This is a genomic window from Caballeronia sp. (genome assembly GCF_028292365.1).
Classification (GTDB): domain Bacteria; phylum Pseudomonadota; class Gammaproteobacteria; order Burkholderiales; family Burkholderiaceae; genus Caballeronia.
Window position 1 is genome coordinate 1 of record NZ_JAQGMM010000414.1, and the last position, 21,198, is coordinate 21,198.

The following is a 21,198-nucleotide window of genomic DNA, read 5'->3' on the forward strand; positions in this document are numbered from 1 at the left end:
TGCCGGGCGAACGGTGCTTGCCCGAGAGCGTACGCGGCGAAGCGTGTTCGTGTCAGGATTCGCGAGAAGGAGGGGTTCACACATCCGTGGCTCTGGCGAGCACCGTGCTTTTGGGGCACCTATGAATCAAGACTGCACGCTGTGGACACTTAGGGTAGCGCGGTTAAAAGCGTTTTCTTTGCTTCGTTTCTTTTTCGCTTTGGAAAAAGAAATGACGCGCCGCCACGCGCAGTGGCTAATAGTGATAAAGAGATTAGCTAACACGAGCAGACCACTAGGGCTGAAAGCAGCAACCCGGCATAGACCCTGACCGCTAACGCAGGAGTCTGCCAACCCGACCCCCAACCCCGACCACTACCTCAAACCCGTCCACCGGCGCGAGCAACCCCCACCTACTGCGATAGCGTATTAATCCATAGCGCTTCCGAAAACAACCCGGGCAGATCGCCCCAAACATGCGCCGGCCCCATGTGGAAAGAAGTATCGAGCTCATATCCGATCAAACTCGGCGTCCCCCCTGTGAAATAGAACCCGCCGAGCTGTGCATTTGCGCGCTTGAACAGCATCAGCGTTTCACCACGCCCACGTCCCACAAGTGCAGGAACAGCATCGGCATAAGACGATTCATGAATAGCGCCGACCTTGACCGCGTCGCCGAATATCGTGCCACCCTTCATCCGCCATACATTGATATCGGGACCATCGCCGCGCGGCTGAAGCACGACCAGATCATCGACGCCATCGCCGTCCACATCACCCGCGACCACCTTCGCGAACGCCGGCGCGAACTCAGCATAGGTGTTGCCACGCAAGCGGCCGGCAAACGCACTGCCCGAACTGGCGAGTTGCGTGACGGCCATCGCCGAATTCACGGTTTCTATCGCAATCAAACCCGTGTGCGGCGATCCGGCCACGCGAGCAGGCAGGAAGCGTGCATTCGCGCTCAGTCCGCTTGCTTTCATCCACAGTGCCGGTGCATGCCCGGTCAAACCCTCGCTGGCGATGACCGAAAGGTCGAGTGTGGCGTCGCTGCGTTTTTGCGCGACCATGACGCTGGCGCGGCCGCTGCCGTCGAAGTCTCCGGCTACATATTGCTGTGCACTGGCGGGCGTCAGTGCCGCGGAGGTCTGGTACCAGAGGCGCGGCGCCTCGAAGCGCGTGCCGGTGCTGCGCAGCAGCCAGAAGGCCGTGCCGCCGTTCCTTGGCGCAATCACCATCAGGTCGTCGCGACCCGTGCCCTCGAAGTCGCCCAGCAGGAAACGCACGCTGTCGAAGCAGAGCGTGTCACCTGCGCAGGTCGGGGTGCCGGCATGCGCGTTGAACGGCACCGCGTTCAGATACCACGGCGCGGCAGTCGGCAATCGCGACATGCCTGCAACCCACACGTTAAAGCCTGGGCCGTCCCGGCGACGCTGGACATACACCGTGCTGACCGGCCTCTCACCGTCGACGATCCCTCGAACGTTGCCGTACATTGCAGCGTCCTGGCGCAGATCAGTCCATTGCGAATGGGGCGTGGGCGCCCATCGAGATTCCGCGGTCAGCAACGAGCAATGCCCGGCCGATAATGTTCCGTTATGCGCGGCGAGGCAGTGACCGAGCGGGGTGTAGACAAGACCGAAGTCCCAGGGCGTCCATTTCTGAGCCGCCTCGTCCTTGTTGCAGGGCTCTTCAACCAGTTCGCCACCACGCTCGGCCACGCACTGCTGTGTGGATTCATCGACGAGTTGGGAATTGTTCTTCGTGCCCGGTATGGCCGGCACCGGTTGCCAGTGCCAGTCCTGTGTCTTCGCACCCGAGCAGCCGGCGAGTGTCGGCTTGCTGTTCATGCCGGCCGAGGTCAGGCACTGGCTCGAGTACTCGTTGACAAGGTTGCTCGAACGCGGCCTGAACTCCAGCCCGGCCGCGCTCGAACTCGACTCGGTCCAGTAGCGGCGCGCCACCCAGTTTCCGTCCCACTGATACTCGCCGAAGACGTGCTCGCCGTTGTCGTCACCATCGACAGCAAAGTAGGACGCCACGTCATCGCGCTTCATCTGGGTCTCGCCGGCGCCCAGGTTCTTCGGCATGCCGCCCGTGGGATACGTGACGTGATAACCAATAGGAATGTTCCGGTTGAGGCTCTGGGCAACCACCCGCGTGATGCGAGCAGAATAGATGTGATCCGGATGCTCGATAAACGGCACGGTATCCGGGTTGAGCGTGTAGATTTCGGTCGCTGCGGCGAGGATCTGCTTGAGCGTGGCGACCGTCCCCGCGCGGTCATAGTGCGTCACATTGGAGCCGTCGTTGTTGATGGGATACGTGTTGATGGTCTCGCCCTGGTCCCACATCAGGCCTAGCGGCACCTTGCCGCCGCGTACTGCACCACCCGGCATCCGCAGCTCCAGCAGGGTCACCTTCGGCTGCTGTTTCAGCACCATCTGGTGCACGGGTTTGCCGGCGAAGATGACCGTCGATTCGATCCAGTCATCCGCTACGCCCGCCATGCGTGCATACGCGAGGCGCGTGCCTTTCTCGCGCAGTTTCACGTAGTCGAAATTGGCGCCGTTAGCACCGCCGATCAGGTGCACGGTCGTGACGCACCAGCCCGCCTGAAGCTTGTCGCTGATGCCCGGATTGACGAAAAGCAGGTCGTCGTCGAGGTGCGCAACAACGGTGACCAGCGTGCCGGCATGACAATCGTCCGCACGTGCGCTGACTGGCGCGAACAACGCACCCATCCCGATGATCAGAAGCAATAGCGCAGCAGCCGATGCCCGTATCCGACGGCATGTTCGCATGGCGTCCCCGTATGAAATTTTTCTTGGCCCACGTGAAGCGGCCGCCCGATCAGTGCTCAAGCGAGCGATGCAGCCTGCGTCCCGGACACTAGCGTAAAGACTTGCCATGCCGCGAACGCCGTAATAAAAATGGCGCCGGCAAGCGCCAGGCCGAAACGAATTCGATCGACCTTCTTTCCCCGCAAGACGGCCGCATTCGACACCATCCGGTTCACGGATAAGCTCGTCATCCCGATCGCCAACACCGTGCATGCGACACCCGCACCCATCGCCAGGGACGCGAGTACCCCGACCATAAATACGTGGTTGGTGAGGGCTGCAATCAACACAAAGATCGCGCCCACGCACGGACGTACACCGACTGCCATGCCCGTCATGAATATCCGGCTGCGGGCCCGGGACATCCCGCGTTCGACGTCCGTTCCAGCCCAGCGTGAACGCGAACGCCCTTGAGCGACAGTCGAGCCGAGATACACGCCAGGATAGGCGGCTTCGTCCTGATCTCCGGAAGCGTCTCCGCTTTCAGCGGTTTTGCTTTCAAAAAAACTCACGCGCTTCTTCGGGACGAACGCCACGCGATCCGTGTCGCAACAATCGCGCCGCGTCGCAATGGCCCATAACGACCAGACGCCCACGCAGAGCAAAGCAACGTAGCTTCCCAATTCGAGACTCGACGCTCGCGTCAACACATCCGGTAATCCTTCGCGCGAGAGCCATGCCGCGCCGCCCACAAGAACGATCGCGGACAAGGACTGCACCAGCGCACTCCATCCGCTAAGCAATGCAGCATCGATGAAACAGGTCCGGCGCGACGCAAGATACGTACTAACCACAAGCTTGCCGTGACCGGGTCCAAGCGCATGCAACACCCCGTACGCGAACGAGCACAGCACGATGATCCAGGTGGCGAACAGGCTTGAGCCATCGCGCTGGTCTGCGAGGGTCTCCTGCAACTTTTCGTTCAACCTGCTTTGCAAATGGATGCTGGCGGTGACGGCATCGCGAACAATCGCGGGCATGGCAGACGGCGTCGGGCGAGGCACATCGGTGGTGTTCGCCGCGCTCGGCGCACCGGTGGAAGTACGGCCGAAGACGTCCGTGGTTTCAGCGGGTTGAGCCATCACGCCATGCGTCGCAAGCGCGATGATTGCGGCCAGGCACAAACCCTTCATCATTCGATGTCCACCACGGCACCGGTTACCCAAGCAGGTCAGCACGATAGTCTGCTCGCTTGAGGAAACACAGTGCCACCGAAAATAGGATGATCGTGATCCTCGAACGACGCCGCCTTGCAGTTACCCGGCGAGCCCGCACCAAGCGTCAACACGGGCTGCGCCGCGCTTTCAAAGTCGACGAAAAAAGTATCGTCCCAGACACCGAGCGTCACTCGCTCGCGCCTGACGTCCACTGGTTTCATGAGCGGCAAAAGGAACCGGTAAACAACATAGCCTTGCTCGATGCTGACGCTAAAGTTGCGCGCCTCCCCCACGGCGACCGTCTTGCCATCGACAAAAACGTGAGTGAAGTAATCCGAGCTTTTGAGCAACGAGAACGCCTGGGCCTTGAACGTCGCGGTGTAGCTTGCATTAAGAGGACCTGACTTGGGCATGCCAGAAAAATCGCCGACTAACGAAAACGGAAAGCCTTTCGAAAAGATCCAGGTCTGCTGCATGGCGATCAGCGTCGTGCCCTGGGTCTGGGCGACCATCGAATAGTTGATCCACACATGCGGATGCGCCTGGGTCAGGGCGGGAAGGGCAGCAAGCGGAAGCGCGCAGCATGCGGGGAACAAGTAGCGACGCAACCAGCGAAGAGGAAAGAGCAGGGATGTCGCCGATGGTTCAACCGAAGGCCGCAGGCCCGCTGATCGATTGGCCTTGGGTTGCGGCGGTACCGGCGTGACCCGGGGGGTACGCAGTGTCATGTAATGAACGTAAGACCGGCCTCGTTTCAGAAAGCTCATCTGCATGTCGCCCTCGTCGCGACCAACCTCCAATACGAGCCCGTTTTATAACACGGCGCTTTTTTAATGCCCAGAATGTGCGGCGCTGGCGTCCGGCCTTGCAACACAGCTTTCAAGAAACCTTGCTCTTCCAAATCAACTTGCGGCACGATGCGCCAATGAACCATTCATTTTTATCGCACTATTGGATCGGACATCGTTCGGGGACGCACAATGCGCTTTAAGTTATTAAAGGGCGTATTGCCGCTTGGCCGCGGTGCCGCGCTCCGCGATCTCCTGGCTGGCGTGACGCTCGCGACAATGGATATCCCCCAAGTGCTGGGCTATGCACGCATCGCGGGAATGCCGGCCGTGGCGGGTCTTTACACGGCATTTTTACCGCTGCTGGCATTCGCACTTTTCGGTGCATCTCGTCATCTTGTCGTGGCCGCGGACTCGGCGACGGCTACTATTTTCGCAAGCCATCTCTCAACCATGGCCACGGTCGGAAGCGCGCAATACATGGCGCTAGCCGGGGTCGTTGCGCTGCTGACGGCCGCGATGCTGCTGCTCGCACGGATCTTCAAGCTCGGCTTCCTGGCTGATTTCCTGTCCCGCACGGTCTTGCTCGGGTTCCTGGCCGGGGTCGGCGTTCAGGTCGGCGTCGCGATGCTGGGCGACATGCTCGGCATATCCACAGGGTCCTCGCGCACGCTTGTGCAGATCGAATCGATAGCGCTTGATCTTGCTCACGTTTCGCTGCCAACGCTGGGTATATCGGCTGCAGTAGTGACCTGTATTCTCGTTTTCAAGCGCTTGCTACCGCGTCTTCCAGTCGCCATGTTCGCCGTGATCGGCGGCATCGCGGCGAGTTATGCATACGACTTCGCCAGACACGGAATCTCGATCGTGGGCCCGGTTGCCGGTGGTTTGCCGGCGCTGGGTTTTCCACTCGCAACCTGGCAGCAGACGCTGGACCTCGTGCCTGTGGCCGCATCCTGTTTCGTGATGATCATCGCGCAAAGCGTCGCGGCGGGCCGCGTGTTTGCGGAGCGTTATCGCGAACCGGTGGACGCCGATGCGGACATCCTGGGCATTGCTGCAGCCAACGCCGTCGCGGCCGTGACTGGGGCGTTCGTTGTCAACGGCAGTCCGACCCAGACCGCCATGGCGGATCGCGCCGGCGCACGCAGCCAGTTCGCGCAAGTGGTGTTTGCGGTTGTGGTCGGCGTGGTGCTGATGTTCTTCAGCAAGTGGCTTCAGTATCTGCCGCACTGCGTGCTTGCGGGCATTGTGTTCACGATCGCGATCGGATTGATCGACTTCAAGAGCCTTTATGCGATCCGCCGTGAAAGTCCAGGTGAACTCGCGCTGGCACTTGCCACGGCCCTGGCGGTGGTGGTGATCGGTGTTGAGGACGGGATACTGCTGGCGGTCACGTTGTCGTTGTTGCGCCATGTGCGCCATAGCTATCATCCTCACACCATGATGCTTGCGCCCACTCCGGCGCTTGGTGGGCGCTGGGCGCCAGTGCCTGCCACGCCCGGCACCGAGACCGCTTCCGGGCTGATTGTCTATCGCTTTGGCGCCGACCTGTTTTTCGCGAACGATCATTTTTTCGTTGATGACGTACGCCGTCTGCTCGACCGCGCACCCACGCCTGTGCACTGGTTCATCGTTGACGCTGGCGCGATCACGGACCTGGATTATTCAGCGGCCCGGACCCTCGCTGACTTCTGCGAGGGTCTGAAGCAACGCGGCGTCAACGTGCTGTTTGCGCGCGCCAATCAGTATCTGCGAGCCGATATGGACCGTCACGGAATCACCGCAGTGCTGGGAGAATCGCACATCTTCGAGACGCTGCATCAGGCGCTGGTAGCGGCTGGGTTCGATCCATCTGCAGCGTCGAGCACGCATTGAATATGCATTGAATGCATTCAATACGCATCGGGCATGCCGTGGGGCGAAGCGATGCCTTCCGGCACGGCCGCGCAGATCAACCATGTGACGACGGCATCGAACAGCAATCGACAATCCCTGGTTCGAATCGGGATGCGGCATAGGTTCTAAGCGTAGCGCGTGTCGATGCCACGAAGAAAGGGCTAAAGTTTTGGGTCAGCGGACCGTTATCACGTCCTTGCACGACGAGATCACGGGGTCGCCGATTCTCGGCGGCCTTCTTCTAACACGACGGAAAACTCCATGCGCCTCCTGCTCGCCATTTTCTTGCCCTGGCTCCAGTTCTTCACGATCGGCCGGCCGTTGGCCGGGATCATTTGCCTGCTGCTGCAGATCACGGTTATTGGCTGGATCCCAGCGGCAATCTGGTCGGTCTACGCGCTGAGCGAATACAAGACCGACCGAAAAATCGCACGAGCGGTCGCCGGCCGGTAGGCGAGGTGTGAAGGCATGACGGACTGATCGTTATAAGCTGCACGCGTGGTCGAAACCGGCGTTCAGCAAACTCCGCAACGACTGCCTATACTAGTCGCGTTGTTACTAGCCACGTTGTTGGTCAGCGACGCGACACCCGCCAGACGTATCGGCATCTTGAAGAGCGTATTTGCGACGTGACCGACTTCTCCCTGTCCCTACAGTCAGGAGATTGCCGCCGTGCACGATCAATCATCCCCAACCCGTTTCATCGACGAAACCGTCGGCCCGAAAGCCGACACGCCAGCCCTGCGTGCGCGCACGCAGTCGGTCGAGCCCGTCACTATTGCCGTCGAACTATCGATCAACGGCAGAAATTACGCGCTCATGCTGGATCCTCGCACCACGTTGCTGGACGCGCTGCGTGAGCACCTGCATTTAACCGGCACGAAGAAAGGCTGCGACCACGGCCAGTGTGGCGCCTGCACCGTCCATGTGAACGGACGCCGCGTGAATGCCTGCCTGTGTCTCGCCGCCAACCATGCGGGCGACGAGATCACGACCATCGAAGGTATCGGCCACTCCAGCGCGTTGCATCCGATGCAGGCGTCGTTTGTGGAATGCGACGGTTATCAATGCGGCTACTGTACGTCCGGGCAGATCATGTCCGCGCTCGCGTTGCTCGAAGAGCCGGTCGGACCGTCGGACGCCGACGTTCGCGAAGCCATGAGCGGCAACCTGTGCCGCTGCGGCGCCTATCAGAACATTGTTGCCGCGATCCAGGTCGTGCGCGGCAAGGCCTGAGGAGCGCCGACATGGAACTGTTCCAGCTTTCCCGCGCGAATGACGTGCAGGACGCGATCAAGGCCGGTGCGGCGTCACATACCGCACAGCAGGGCGCCGACGTGCGTTTCCTGGCCGGCGGCACGACGCTGCTCGACCTGATGAAACTGAACGTCGAGCGGCCGGGCCGCGTGATCGATATCAGCCGCTTGCCGCTGAATGACGTCGAAGCGCTACCAGGCGGTGGCGTGAAGATCGGCGCCACGGTACGCAATGCCGATCTCGCGCACCATGCGCTGATCCGTGACGCTTATCCGGTGCTGTCGCAGGCGTTGCTTGCCGGGGCGTCGGCGCAACTGCGCAACATGGCGACGACAGGCGGCAACCTGTTGCAACGCACAAGGTGCGTGTATTTCCGCGATACCGCCATGGCCTGCAACAAGCGGGATCCCGGCTCGGGGTGCGCGGCGATCAGCGGTTTCAACCGGACCCTGGCGATCCTCGGTGTAAGCGATGCGTGCATAGCGAGCAATCCGTCAGACATGAACGTGGCGCTCACCGCGCTCGAAGCGGTGGTTCATATCCAGGGGACACGAGGCGAGCGAAGCGTCGCCATCGACGATTTTTTCCTGCTGCCCGGCACAACGCCTGAACGGGAAACGGTGCTTGAACCCGGCGATCTCATCACGCATGTCACGTTGCCGCCGCCGGCAGAAGGCAGCCGCTCCCTCTATCTGAAACTGCGCGACCGGGCCTCGTACGAGTTCGCGCTGGCCTCGGCGGCGGTGGTTGTCACGGTGACCGATGGCCGCGTCAGCCATGCACGCATCGCGTTAGGCGGCGTGGGCACGAAGCCGTGGCGCTCACGCGAGGCCGAGGCCGCGCTCGGCTCCGCGACACTGGACGCGGCAAGCTTCAGGCGCGCCGCGGCAGCCGCACTCGCCGGCGCCCGGCCGCAAAGCGACAACGGCTTCAAGGTCGAACTGGCGCAACGCTGCCTGGTTCACGCACTGACGCTCGCAACCAGCGCCGCCTGATCTCGTCGAAAGGAACTCACCCCATGTCTACTGTGCTTGATTCCCTGCATGCGGTCATCGGCCGGCCGCACTCGCGGATCGACGGACCGCTGAAGGTCAGCGGCGAAGCAACCTATACGTCGGACGTCGACCTGCCGGACCTACTGCATGCGGTCCCGGTGAGCAGCACCATTGCCAGCGGCAAGCTGGCCTCCCTCGAATTCGCTGCCGCTGAATCCATGCCCGGCGTGCATGCGGTACTGCATCGCGGCAACATTGGCCGCTTCTACCGGATCTCCGGCAATTCGATCGATACAGGCTATGTCGACGAGGCGCGTCCACCGTTCGAAGACGACATCATTCGCTACTACGGCCAGTACGTTGCGCTCGTGATAGCGGATACGTTCGAAGCCGCGAGCGCGGCAGCGGCCGCCGTCAAGGTCGGTTATGAAATCACCCCGCACGATGTAAGCACGACCCTGTCGAGCGATGCGGAACCGAAGGTCGAAAGCGAGCGTGGTGACGCCGCGAGCGCATTCGATAGCGCGCCCGTCAAGCTCGACGAAACCTATGTGACCCCGGTCGAGACGCATAACCCGATCGAGCTTCACGCGACCGTCGCGCACTGGGACGGCGATAGTTATACGTTCTACGAAACATCTCAATCGATTTCGAACCACCAGGGAACGCTGATGCAGATGCTCGGTCTGCCGAAGGAAAAGGTGCGGGTCATCTCGCGCTATCTGGGCTCAGGCTTCGGCGGCAAGCTATGGATGTGGCCGCATTCGCTGCTGGCTGCTGCTGCCTCGCGCCATACGGGGCGTCCGGTAAAACTCGTGTTGAGCCGCAAGATGATGTTCCAGAACGTCGGGCATCGGCCGCTGACGCAGCAACGCGTGCGCCTTGGAGCAAACGCCGACGGCAGGCTGACGTCCATTCGCCACGACTACCTGAATCACACTTCTATCCTCGATGCGTATTCCGAAAGTTGCGGTGAGGCCACGCCGCTTCTGTACAGCACGCCGAACCTGCGTGTGAGCTCGGGCACCGTGCCGCGTAACGTCGGCTCGCCTACGGCCATGCGCGGGCCGGGCGCGGTGCCGGGACTCTATGCGCTTGAATCGGCCATGAACGAGTTAGCGTTGAAACTGGGTATCGATCCGGTGGAACTGCGCATCAGGAACGAACCGCGTATCGATGAAAGCAACGGCCTGCCGTTCTCGTCACGTCACTTGGTGGAGTGCTTGCGCACGGGCGCTGACAAGTTCGGCTGGGCGCAGCGTACGCCCGGCATTGGTTCCATGAAGCGCGATGGCCTGACGCTGGGTTGGGGCGTGGGCGCCTGTAGCTGGCTGGGGCTCAGGTTCTCGGCTCAAGCCACGGTCGACCTGCGCGCGGACGGAACGGCGAGGGTGGTATGCGGCACGCAGGATATCGGTACCGGCACCTACACCATCCTCGCGCAACTCGTGGCGGCGCAAACGGGGTTGGCGCTGGACAAGATCGAGGTGGGTCTGGGAGACAGCGCCTTGCCGCCGGGACCCATCTCCGGCGGATCGGCGGTGACCGCTTCGGTGATTCCAGCCGTTTTCGATGCCGCCCGAGCGGCGATTCGCACGGTGCTCGCGCGCGCCGCGGCGGTGTCCGGATCGCCATTCGAAGGCGCCGATGCGGACACGCTGACGTTCAGTGAGGGCCGGGTGCATCGCAAGGGCGAAGCACCGGCAAGCGGCATGCCGTTCGGCGAAATACTCGCGGCGGCGAAGATGCATGCGGCGTCGGGAAACGGCAGTGCGGTAGGCGGTTTCGATGACCCGTTGAAGAAGAAGTACTCCATCCATTCGTACGGCGTGCATTTTGCCGAGGTCACATGGCAACCGGAGATCGCGCAACTGCGCGTGAGCCGCGTGGTCACCGTGATTGATGCGGGGCGTATCCTCAACCCGAAGGCCGGGCGCAACCAGATTGAAGGAGCGATCGTGATGGGGGTGGGCATGGCGCTGTTCGAACATACGAGCTATGACGAACGGACCGGCGCACCGATCAACAGCAATCTTGCCGACTACATCATGGCGTCGAATGCGGACACGCCGGCGCTCGACGTTACTTTCCTGGACCATCCCGATACCATTTTCAACGAACTGGGTGCGCGGGGTATTGCGGAAATTGGTCTGGCGGGGATTGCGCCGGCGATTACCAGCGCGGTTCACCACGCGACGGGAGTACGGGTCCGGCGGCTGCCCGTGACGATCGAGGATCTGTTGAAAGGGGAGTAATCCGCATGGACAGCCAGGCGCGATAGGGTCGGGTCAATAAAAAATGGCCCGGCGGAGGGTTTGCCGTATTAATAACCGGATCGGCGAGAATTCGGGAATATTTTCGGATTCGATGTTCTCTGTCCGAGTACCAGAATGGTGCAAATTTTCGTCGATATAAACCGTTGCGATCAGTGGCTTGGAACACAAACATAAGCAATTCATGTTCGGTGGGTTCGTTGCAGAACAGTCAACAGCGCGTCAGCACCAGAAAACAACAATTGCTTATGTAGGTGGTATTGAACTAGTCGTTTTTTTGGTCTAGATTAACTTCGGCTCGCGTTCTCCACGAAAGTTGTTGCCAAACATTTTTGTGCGGTTTTCAGTGCGAGCTTGAGACCGCAAGCTTGCTTGCGGTCTCTCTCGATTACAGTGGTTTGACGGTATTTTTTCATTTCGTTTATTTATAAATCAATTTAGGTATACCAATCAAAAAGAATTGCAATAGACAGACTGCTGGATATTGCCTGAATACACTGCAGGCGAAATTTTTCCCGTGTCCTGGCGTGGAGAAAGAGATGAAGAAGAGTGCTCTTGGCGCAGTCTCACTGGCGCTTCTTGGTATGGCGGGGGTAGCGCGGGCGCAGTCCAGCGTTACGCTGTACGGAACGATCGATGCGGGTGTTGGTTATGTAAAAACCAACGAGGGCGCGCGATGGGGGTTTATAGATAGCACGTTGTCAGGGGACCGCTGGGGCTTGAAGGGTTCGGAAGATCTTGGCGGCGGCATCAAGGCAATCTTCGATTTGGAAAATGGTTTTGATATTGGCACGGGCCAGTTAGGCCAGGGTGGCCGGGAATTCGGACGCCAGGCATTTGTCGGCTTGTCTGGTGACAGTTGGGGCACCCTGACGCTAGGACGGCAATACGATCCGCTTGTAGACATGGTCCAACCGCTCACGGCTGACAATTATTTTGGGAGTATTTTTGCAACTCCCGGCGACGTGGACAATTACGACAATAGCTTGCGCGTATCGAACGCCGCGAAGTATGTGTCCCCTAATTACTCCGGCTTGCAGTTTGAGGGGCTGTACGCCTTCAGCGGTTTGGCCGGCCGCACGGGCCAGGGCTACACCTATAGCGGGGCGATCACGTACAACAATGGTCCGCTCGGTATTGCCGCCGGTTATTTCCTCGCCACCAACCCCAGTCCGACCGCAGGTGCGTTCCGCGACGGATGGGACCCGACCTCATCATCGGACGCAATCTTCGAGGGCGCAATCAACAACGGCTACACAACCGCCAAATCACTGGGCATTGCGCGCGCGGCAATCCAGTACGCGCTGGGGCCTGTAACGGTCGGCGGTTCGTACAGCAACGCGCAATATAAAAACGACGGCGATTCGACTTTCACGAGCACCGAGAAGTACAACGTTGGCAATGCGTTCGTCAACTACCAGGCCACTCCAGCCTGGTTGTTTGCCGTGGGTTACTCGTATGAGAAGGCGAGCGGCAACACGTCGGCCACCTATAACCAGGCTAGCATCGGCGCGGATTATTCCCTGTCGAAGCGCACTGATCTTTATGCGGTGGGCGCCTATCAGCATGCTAGTGGTACCCAACTCAACCCGGACGGCACGACTTCGGCAGCGCAGGCTTCGATCGGCTCATATGGTTTCAACGGCACGGCCAGCCAGGAGATGTTCATCCTTGGCATGCGTCATAAGTTCTGAGAGCGAGGCAGCGGTTTATGAAATAGAGTAGTACCTAGCATCGTCCTTGCCGGTGCCACTGGTTTAGAGCGGTAGCCGACGCCGGCGAGGAAAACGTCACTATCCTTGTTGTAGCCGGTCAGGACGCGGTTCCAGGAGCCGCGAACGATCCAGTGTCTGGCGAACTGGTAGCTCGCTGTCATGGTGACCAGCGCGGAGACTTTGTCTTCGGTATTCATGCCGCCGGCGACCTGGTATGTGTCGATAGCGACATACGGTCCGGCACCCACTGCGAGCCGAAGCCTCTCATTAAAAAATCCGCGGCTGAGCCATATTTCAGTCGCCGCGCCATTGCGCCGGGAGAGTGAGGTGGATCCCTCATCGAGCCAGGTCAGGGTCGCGTCGACATAAGATCCAAAGCCGTGGCGATACTCAACGCTCTTGGCGAACGCACCCGGTGAATGCAGGCTGTTCACTTCTGTTTTTCCAGCGAGCACGGTGAGTTCGTCCCGACTCCCCGAGGCTTGCGCAAGGTAGTCTGGAATTGCACCGGCATGATTGGTGCCGCCGAGTTGATATCCAATGCCGAACATCACGTTTGTGATGTTAAGGCTGTGGAACGTGTTTATCCTGTTCACCCGGATTTGATAGAACCACGGTGTACGGGTGTACCACGCTGCGCTAAGGCTATAGATCAAGGCCCAGCCATGTACGTCGGCATAACGCTTGCCTTCGTCCGACGCAGTTGTATCGAAAAAATTGTACGCACCCAGTCCGCCTGCCAACGCCAGCCGATCATTAAACAACCAGATTCGCCGCCAATACTGGAGAGCGAAACCATCTGGATGATGATCCGTGTAATGCCCCTCGTTTATCCACGAGAAGCTAAGGGCGTTGTAAGCGTCGAGTGGCTGCAGATAGGTAAAACCCCACGAATAGGTAGACTCGCTTGGCGCGTTGGCACGGCTCGTACCGCCATACAGGGACAGCTCCTGCGCTTGCGACGGCATCGCGTACAGTAGCCCGAACGTGAGCGATACCACTGACATGTAGCGGTTCCAGGTGGTCGTCAGCCGTGTTGCTGTCAGTTTGCAGTTCATGCGCAAAGATGGCGCTGAGGCACATCAGGAGGTCACTGAAGAAGTGAATTCTAATGGCGGCATTTCTTTCCTGACCCGTTTTGTCACGTTCGGTAATCAACTGGAAATCAATCGGTAATGAATCCGCTTGTTGTCATTTTCGGATGCCCGGGTCGCGGTCCGCCAGATTTTTTTCGAGCCATCATTTGAAAACTACGGTTGGCATGCAAAGGTTTGGCGTCAGGTCAAACACATATATACTAAGGAATCCGATTTATATTATGACCTCTTGAAGCGTCGTTACGCGAAACGCGGCAACAGCGTTACACCGTCGCCGATCACGGCCAACGCCCGCTGACCAATTCCAACCGCGCGCGACTCAATGGTTGATGGTCTCGAGCGCCAGCCCTTTCGTGGAAGGCCCGAGCAGGATCATGCAGATCGCCACCAGCATCGACATTCCGACGAAGACAGCAACGCCCGGTACGCCATACCCATGCAGCAGAATGCCGATCGCCAGTCCGGCGAAGGCCGCGGAAATCCGGCTCCAGGAGTATACGAAGCCAATCGCGCGTGCACGCACGCGGGTCGGATATAACTCTGCCTGATAGCCATGGTAGGCATAGGACATGATGTTCGAGGCCAAGGTGAACAACACGCCGAGCCCGATCAGGATCCATGGCGTGGAGACCTGGGAGAATATCGCGATCACTATGGCCATCGTGAGAAGCCCACCACAAATCTGCGTTTTTCGTTCGAGCTTGTCGGCGAACAACATGCCCAGGAGCGGACCAAAGGGGTTTGCAATCGCAATGACAAAAGCATATCCGAGGCTTGCCGTGACATGGATGCCGCGATGGATCAGGAGTGTTGGCACCCAGGCAGCGAAGCCATAAAAGCCGATCACTTGCGCCATGTTGAAAATCGAGAGAATGATCGTCCGGCGCCGATAACCCGGAGCGAAGATTTCCTTGAGCGAGCCACGTCCTTCTCTCTCGGGTGAGACTGCTTGTGGCGGCGGCAGGCTTACACCTTTCTCCGCGACGACCCGGCGTTCGATGTCCGCGACTATCTTCTCAGCTTCATCGATCCGGCCATGACGCGCGAGCCAACGCGGGCTTTCCGGAATATGGCGACGCAAGATCCAGACAACCACGGCGCCCACAGACCCGATCAGGATGACTACCCGCCAATAGTCGAGGCCGAGCGGCCGGGTCCCGTTCAATGCATACGCGAGAAATGCGACGACCGGCACAACGGCAAACGTGATGAACTGGTTCATGGCATACGCGCGGCCGCGCTCCTGGCTTGGGATCAGCTCGGAGATATACGTGTCGATCGTTACCAGCTCGACACCAATGCCAATGCCCGCGATAAAGCGCCAGATATCGAGCGCGAATCCGGAGGTCTGGAACGCCATGATCACCGTGCAGACCATGTACCAGACCAGTGACCAGGTGAAGATCAGGCGCCGGCCAAACCGGTCCGCCACATAACCCAGCACGAGGGTACCCACCCACAGTCCCGCGAATGTGGCAAACACAAAGGTGCCGAAACCCGCTACGGCAAGGGGCTGGAGAGCGGCAAAGAAGCCTAGCGACTCCGGTTTGAATAACCCGGACTGGATCATGCCGGGTGCAACGTAACCCGTGAAGAACAGGTCATAGAATTCGAACACACCGCCATGCGAGATCAGGATCACCATGGTCCAGACCGTACGCGAGGGTGGCAACCGATCAAGCCGTGCCGCAATTTCAGCAGCTTTCTCGCTGGACATGTACGCCTCTTTTTTTTGAAAGAACTGTAAGGCCGATTCCCCACGTCCCCGTGGCTTTGCTTCTTCAATCTCGCACATCATCGCGAGGTTCAGCAATGCGGGCGAACACTGACGGATCATGCGTCATTGATGCTAGCGCGATAACGACCGCAATAGCCGCTTGGCGAGACCGTGTGCGGCGAATGGGCGAGGGTGGTGGCCCTTCAGCGTAGCGAGCAATATCCGGTCCGATAGTGCGTCAAGACTCTACGACCATCGCGATGACACACGCGACCTTCGGGGCTGTCACGCTTGTCAGAGCATTCACGTGCTAGCATGATCTAGCGTGAATCTGTTCGTGAATTTAGTGAGTTCTCAAGCTCTCCGGGCAAGGGCGAGTGGCCATGCCGGCTGCTTGCAGGAACGGGCAAGTTTGAGTTCTCTCGCCTTCGTGAAATGAGTTCAAGGTGAACCTAAGGTGAACCCGGGCGGCCTTGACTCAGCCAAACCCTATTGACAGGAGATTAATCAAATGGATGTTTCCATCTCGCGTCGCGCTCTCACGGTTTTCATCGGCCTCGCATGTGCGGGGGCGATGACCCTGGCGCAAGCAGCGCCCGTCTCGTTCACCGTTCCGCTCACCGGAGCGCAGCAGGTGCCGCCTGTCCAGACTTCGGGTAACGGCTCGGCCGACATCTCCTACGATCCCGACACCCGGGTCGTCACCTGGACGGTCACGTTCAGCGGCTTGTCTAGCGATGCCACCATGGCGCACTTCCATGGTCCCGCCGCGTCCGGCAAAAACGCGCCTGTGAAAGTCTGGCTGTCAGAGAAAGGCGCAGCCGTCACGAGCCCCTTCAAGGGCAGCGCCACGCTCTCGCCGGCGGACGCGCAAGAGTTTGTCGCGGGCCAGATGTACGTCAACGTGCACACCAAGGATCATCCGGCTGGAGAAATCCGCGGTCAGGTGGTGCCGCCAAAGTAACTGACACTGCGCTCAGAGATACGTGGCTAGCAGCGTCACTGCGGTGGCGCTCGCAACCAGCAAGAGCAGCGCCAACATGACTGACGCCTGCCGGGGTGCGCGGATGCGCTCCGGCAGGTGCTTACGTCCAGTGACCATGGGGCGCAGCAGATTGTGGCCCTTAGCGACCGCGTATACGGCGATAGCCAGCACGTGCAGCACCACGGCTGCCAGCAGTGCGTCCCACAGGATCGTGTGCAACGCGGTGATCGCGTTGGCGATTGCCGCGGGGACCCATTGGGTCAATGGCCCGTCATCCGCAACGTCGTTGTTGACAAATAGCCCGCTCAGCGTCTCGCCCAGCAGCAACGCCAGCAGAAGCACTACCATCCATCCGCCCGCCGAATTGTGCCCCACCTGCAGGTCGGCTTCGCGGTGGAACACGTGACGCAGATGCCGCCATGCAGCGGCGGGGGCGCTCAAGAAAGTGTGAAACCGCGCGGTCTCACTGCCGAAGAAACCCCACAGCAAGCGGAACAGCACCAGTGCCAGCAGCGTCTCGCCAATCCGGACGTGCCAGTCCATCCAGTTCAGCTTCGAGGTTGCATAGGCTGCTGCCACCAGCACGACTACCAGCCAGTGAAAAATTCTTGTTGGCACGTCCCAGACGAGCACCGGGCGAGAAGGCTGCTTCTGCTGGGTGGCGGATTCGTCAGTGTCCATATTGGCTGTGCCGGCTACCGTCGCAAGGATAGCGCCGACACCTCAAATCGAACGCCATTCGATCCACTCAACGCAGTGCACCGTCGGTTTCGTGTGCGGCACCGCTTGCCACACGCGGCTGCGTGATCGCACTGACGACCACGAACACGATGATATTCAACGCCAATGCGAGGAAGCCGATATTGATGTCCTTTGCCGCGTCGGGCAGGAACGGAAACACCTGTCCGATGCTCAGGTGCATCGTCGTGGTCACCACCACAACGGCCACGCCTGCGATGATCCCGCCCATGGCGCCCTGTTTCGTCGCGCGGCTTCGTTGCATCAGGCTTGCTATCAACGCGGGAAAGAGTTGTGTCACGAAGCTATAGCCCATCAGCAGCAGCGCGACGATCGTGTTGCCGCCCTGCAGCGTGAACCAGATGGCGACGAGCGCGACGACCGGTACGAGCCAGCGTGCAAGGCGGCCGACAAACGCATCGGAGGCCTTACGGTTCATCGCTCCTCTGTATACGTCGTTTGCAAGGAGGGTCGACGCCGAGGTAAGGATCATCGAACCGGGGACGAGCGCCGTCAGCACGCCGGCAGCGCCGATCACACCGACGATCCACGGATCGAAACTCTGTATGGATAGACGGAACAAGGACAGGTCGATGTCGCCGCCTTTCAGGCCCGGCACCTTCAGCGTTGCAGCGAATCCCACGAAGAACACGAACAGCAGGATCAATTGATAGACCGGCAGGATGATCGCGTTGCGCCGGAAGATCCGTTCATCGCGAGCCGTATACACCGAACCGAAGGTATGGGGCCACATGAAGAAGCCAAGCGCCGTCAGCAGCACCGTGGACTGGAACCACGACACGCTCGACCCCTTTGCCGGGAAGGTGAGGAAGCCGGGCTTGGCGGCATCGATAGCGTGGAACATCGGACCAATGCCACCGTAAAGGTGATAGGGCAGGTAGATGCCCAGCACCAGCACGACGCTCAGGATCAGAATGTCTTTAACCACGGAATTCCACGCCGAGCCCCGCACGCCCGACAGGATGACGTAAGCGGTGACGACAAGCGCACCAATCCACACAGCGATGGTTGGCGATATCACGCCATACGACGCGGTTGCCACGATGATGCCAAGTCCCTTGAGCTGCAGCACGAGATAGGGGATTAACGCGACTACGCCGACCACCGCGACCAGGACGCCGAGCGCGGGGCTGTCGTATTTGCGCGCAAAGTAATGGGGTTGGGAAACGAGCCGGTGTTTTTTCGCGTAACGCCAGATTGGCGGCAGCATCCAGTACGAGAGGATGTAGGCGAGGGTCCCGTAGGCGAGAATGTAGTAGACCGGTGCGCCCTTGCCGTAGGCGAAGCCACTGCCGCCCAGGAACGTGAAGGTTGTGTAGATTTCTCCGGCCATCAGGAGGAATACGAACGCCGTGCCGAAGCTGCGGCCGCCGACAGTCCATTGCTCGAGATTCATGTCGTGACCACGCCGCGCACGCACGCCCAGATACAGCGCCAGCACGGTCACCGCAATGATGATGAGTAGGGCGCTGCTCATGATCGGGCCTCGCCCGCTTCGTTGACGGCGTGGCGGTTGGCCGGATCCAGCCGATAGATGATGCCCATGATGATCGCGCTCAGCACGATCCAGATCACGATCCATGCGAGCACGAACGGCATGCCGAGGACCAGCGGTTCAACCTGGTTGACGAACGGAATGCCGATGAGAATGCCGATGAACGGTAGCGCCGCCATAATTCGAAAAAGCATGACGAATAACCCCCTTGAGCTGCGTAGCTTTTATCCCGGACCTGCATTTATTTCGCTGACTCTATGCTTTATTCGTTGATTCGGCAAAGCCGATCAAAAAAACGCAGGAATATTGAAAGGGTCTTGTGAAGCCACGCAGGAAGCGAACTTCGCCCGGGCACGCCAGATTGAGCAGACATTTCTGGCTATTTCAAAAGTGGAGTGGCTAATGCGGCTTACGAGGCATGTGGGTTGAAGGCCGAGAAGTCGAGCTTTCCGGCGATGAGGAACAGCACGGTTCGCATGGTTTTGAAGCTGGCGTATCCCCGCGCCTTGCGCTTGGCAGCCTGAAACAAACCGTTGATGGCTTCAATGAAGCCATTGGTCTGGCGCGTCTGGGCCCACGCGACGATGCCGTCGAAATGACGAAGGATCATGCGTGCGACGTCCTTCATGGGCTCGACCTTGGAACGCATGACGTTGCTGCACCACCGACGCAACATCTTGGAGACAACGTGGATCTGCTTGCGATCGAGAATCTCGCGCAACTGCTCGCGGTACATCCAGGCACGGGCGGTGCGGTTGGTGGTGTACTGGCTGATCAGCGCCTCGAGATCGGTCAGTTGTGCGAGGTTCAGCTTGTCAGCATCCGTGAGCCACGACCAGCGCATGCCCTTCAGTGCGGGATCGGTCTTCTGCTGCTCGCGGCGCACACCATCGAGGGCTTTGGACGCGTGCGCAACCACGTGAAACTTGTCGAACGTCACGCGCGCATCGGGCAGATGCTCGTCCACGCCCTTGATGAAGGCGGGCGACATGTCGATGCTGACCGATTTGATCTGCGCAGGCGTTGCGTTGTGTTGCTCCAGGTGGTTGGCAAAGCGTTCGACGACGCCTGCATCCTTGCCTGGCGTGACGAAGACCACGCGCCTGCCGTCCATGTCAGCGACGAGCGAAACATAGTCGTGGCCACGTCGGCACGAGGTCTCGTCAATGGCCACCGCAGTGACCTCAGACAAGTCAGTCGCGGCGACGGCCATATCCACGTACCGATCACAGATGGCCTTCACGCGATACCACGACAGGTTCACCAGACGAGCCACCGCCGCAAATGTCATCTCCCGGCACAACGTCAGCACGAGCGCTTCAAACAGCAGCGTAAAGCCATCCAGCTTGCCCATCCAGTCAGGCTCCACGAGCCGCACCGAGCCGTCCGGCAGGCGCGCACGCGGCACGCGTACCTCCAGATAACAGTCAAACTGGAAGAAATTCAGGTGGCGCAGCCGTTTGATGACCGTGTCGTGCACCGGGTGTTCGCCCGGCACCCCGAGATAGGCAAACCGGCTGCCCGCGACAAAGTCCACGGCAATCGTCAGTTCCGCGCCGAAATCGACGCCTTGCACATACCACGGTGCCTTGATTCCCAAGGCGGCTTCAAACAGCTGGGTTTGGTTCGTCATTGTTCGCATCGTCTTGCAGGGCTGATTGCCGCATTCTGCCGCAACCAGCCCTGCACCAGCCTATTTACCCCACGCGCGTCAAGTGTTCGCTTCGCCGGGCTTGCGCCCGCACTTGACCCGGCAGCGCGCCCACTCGAACTTCGAAAGAAGCATTAGATCTAACTTTGAGGACGCGCAGATTATTTGCGAAGGAGAGCGGAACATAGGGCTAATCAAGTTGAGCCGCATGTCGGAAGAGTGGCACGTGCACCAAATCCAGGTGTTACCTTCCCACCAGGGAAGAGGTATCGGCAAAACCGTATTGAAAGCGGTGTTGCAGGAAGCAAAGCGCGTAGGCGTACCGGTTTCTCTGAGTGTCCTCCATGGGAATCCGGCATCTCGCCTGTACGATCAGCTTGGCTTCGAATTCGCCGGAGTAACTCCAAAGAGCACGAAGCTATTGTGGCGCCCATAGCCGAGGGGACGGACTTTGCATTCGCAATCCGTCAGCGGGTTGACGGGAGCTTCCTTGGGTTGGCCGGACTCCATCATGTTCGGAACATAAGCACGGAATTCGGCATTTGGATTCGGGAAGACTTCCACACGCAACGCGTTGGCCGTGAAGCT

Annotated in this window: 18 protein-coding genes; 8 read left to right on the plus strand and 10 right to left on the minus strand. The window is 59.8% G+C overall.

Annotated features, from left to right (window positions below; translation table 11 throughout):
- Nucleotides 1-392 precede the first annotated feature (392 nt).
- Genes JWR14_RS24815 through JWR14_RS24825 form a run of 3 tightly spaced genes read right to left on the minus strand, consistent with a single transcriptional unit; the run spans nt 393 to nt 4,752 of the window.
- Entirely contained in the window at nt 393-2,783 is a 2,391-nt protein-coding gene (locus JWR14_RS24815; protein WP_299713493.1) for a PIG-L family deacetylase, read from the minus strand.
- A 56-nt stretch (nt 2,784-2,839) separates the two neighbouring features.
- On the minus strand, nt 2,840-3,958 hold the full coding sequence (locus JWR14_RS24820) for a hypothetical protein (RefSeq protein WP_299713495.1): 1,119 nt from the start codon (nt 3,956-3,958) through the stop codon (nt 2,840-2,842).
- A gap of 35 nt (nt 3,959-3,993) precedes the next feature.
- Nucleotides 3,994-4,752 (minus strand): DUF1007 family protein, encoded by a 759-nt coding sequence (locus JWR14_RS24825; protein WP_299713498.1) that lies wholly within the window; start codon nt 4,750-4,752, stop codon nt 3,994-3,996.
- A gap of 207 nt (nt 4,753-4,959) precedes the next feature.
- On the opposite strand from JWR14_RS24825, the gene JWR14_RS24830 reads away from it, so the two are divergent.
- The 6 genes from JWR14_RS24830 to JWR14_RS24855 all read left to right on the plus strand — a co-directional run bounded on the left by JWR14_RS24830 (nt 4,960) and on the right by JWR14_RS24855 (nt 12,885).
- Complete coding sequence (locus JWR14_RS24830) at nt 4,960-6,645, plus strand: SulP family inorganic anion transporter (protein ID WP_299713501.1); 1,686 nt, start codon at nt 4,960-4,962, stop codon at nt 6,643-6,645.
- Between the two features lie 282 nt (nt 6,646-6,927).
- A complete protein-coding gene (locus JWR14_RS24835) occupies nt 6,928-7,119 on the plus strand; it encodes a YqaE/Pmp3 family membrane protein (RefSeq protein ID WP_299713503.1) in 192 nt (63 codons plus the stop codon).
- A 288-nt stretch (nt 7,120-7,407) separates the two neighbouring features.
- Nucleotides 7,408-7,902: a (2Fe-2S)-binding protein gene (locus tag JWR14_RS24840; protein ID WP_299713530.1), complete on the plus strand. Its 495-nt coding sequence runs from the start codon at nt 7,408-7,410 to the stop codon at nt 7,900-7,902.
- Nucleotides 7,903-7,913: 11 nt separating this feature from the next.
- Nucleotides 7,914-8,918, plus strand: a complete 1,005-nt coding sequence (locus JWR14_RS24845; protein ID WP_299713506.1) for a xanthine dehydrogenase family protein subunit M — start codon at nt 7,914-7,916, stop codon at nt 8,916-8,918.
- 23 nt (nt 8,919-8,941) lie between these two features.
- Entirely contained in the window at nt 8,942-11,173 is a 2,232-nt protein-coding gene (locus tag JWR14_RS24850; RefSeq protein WP_299713508.1) for a xanthine dehydrogenase family protein molybdopterin-binding subunit, read from the plus strand.
- A 557-nt stretch (nt 11,174-11,730) separates the two neighbouring features.
- A complete protein-coding gene (locus JWR14_RS24855; protein ID WP_299713511.1) occupies nt 11,731-12,885 on the plus strand; it encodes a porin in 1,155 nt (384 codons plus the stop codon).
- Here the strand turns inward: JWR14_RS24855 and JWR14_RS24860 are convergent.
- Together JWR14_RS24860 and JWR14_RS24865 are read right to left on the minus strand one after the other, a co-directional pair.
- On the minus strand, nt 12,873-13,913 hold the full coding sequence (locus JWR14_RS24860; protein ID WP_299713514.1) for a hypothetical protein: 1,041 nt from the start codon (nt 13,911-13,913) through the stop codon (nt 12,873-12,875). The two genes, JWR14_RS24855 and JWR14_RS24860, sit on opposite strands and share 13 nt — an antisense overlap.
- Nucleotides 13,914-14,322: 409 nt before the next feature.
- Nucleotides 14,323-15,720 carry an MFS transporter gene (locus JWR14_RS24865; protein ID WP_366144594.1) on the minus strand — a complete coding sequence of 466 codons (1,398 nt, stop codon included), beginning with the start codon at nt 15,718-15,720 and terminating at the stop codon, nt 14,323-14,325.
- Between the two features lie 511 nt (nt 15,721-16,231).
- On the opposite strand from JWR14_RS24865, the gene JWR14_RS24870 reads away from it, so the two are divergent.
- On the plus strand, nt 16,232-16,684 hold the full coding sequence (locus tag JWR14_RS24870) for a CHRD domain-containing protein (RefSeq protein ID WP_299713516.1): 453 nt from the start codon (nt 16,232-16,234) through the stop codon (nt 16,682-16,684).
- Nucleotides 16,685-16,696: 12 nt separating this feature from the next.
- On the opposite strand, the gene JWR14_RS24875 is transcribed toward JWR14_RS24870, so the two are convergent.
- From JWR14_RS24875 to JWR14_RS24890, 4 genes are all read right to left on the minus strand, one after another.
- A complete protein-coding gene (locus JWR14_RS24875; RefSeq protein WP_299713519.1) occupies nt 16,697-17,386 on the minus strand; it encodes a cytochrome b/b6 domain-containing protein in 690 nt (229 codons plus the stop codon).
- Nucleotides 17,387-17,453: 67 nt separating this feature from the next.
- Nucleotides 17,454-18,941, minus strand: a complete 1,488-nt coding sequence (locus JWR14_RS24880; RefSeq protein WP_299713521.1) for a sodium:solute symporter — start codon at nt 18,939-18,941, stop codon at nt 17,454-17,456.
- The gene (locus JWR14_RS24885; RefSeq protein WP_165104127.1) at nt 18,938-19,153 is read right to left on the minus strand and encodes a DUF3311 domain-containing protein; all 216 of its coding nucleotides are present in this window, start codon (nt 19,151-19,153) and stop codon (nt 18,938-18,940) included. The genes JWR14_RS24880 and JWR14_RS24885 overlap by 4 nt, the downstream gene beginning before the upstream one ends.
- Before the next feature lie 215 nt (nt 19,154-19,368).
- Nucleotides 19,369-20,592, minus strand: coding sequence for an ISL3 family transposase (locus tag JWR14_RS24890; protein WP_299713527.1), 1,224 nt, complete (start codon nt 20,590-20,592; stop codon nt 19,369-19,371).
- Between the two features lie 100 nt (nt 20,593-20,692).
- On the opposite strand from JWR14_RS24890, the gene JWR14_RS24895 reads away from it, so the two are divergent.
- Nucleotides 20,693-21,046, plus strand: a complete 354-nt coding sequence (locus tag JWR14_RS24895; RefSeq protein ID WP_299713535.1) for a GNAT family N-acetyltransferase — start codon at nt 20,693-20,695, stop codon at nt 21,044-21,046.
- Here the strand turns inward: JWR14_RS24895 and JWR14_RS24900 are convergent.
- Nucleotides 20,983-21,198, minus strand: a 216-nt coding sequence (locus JWR14_RS24900; protein ID WP_299713537.1) for a hypothetical protein, incomplete at its 5' end; no start/stop codon positions are given. The two genes, JWR14_RS24895 and JWR14_RS24900, sit on opposite strands and share 64 nt — an antisense overlap.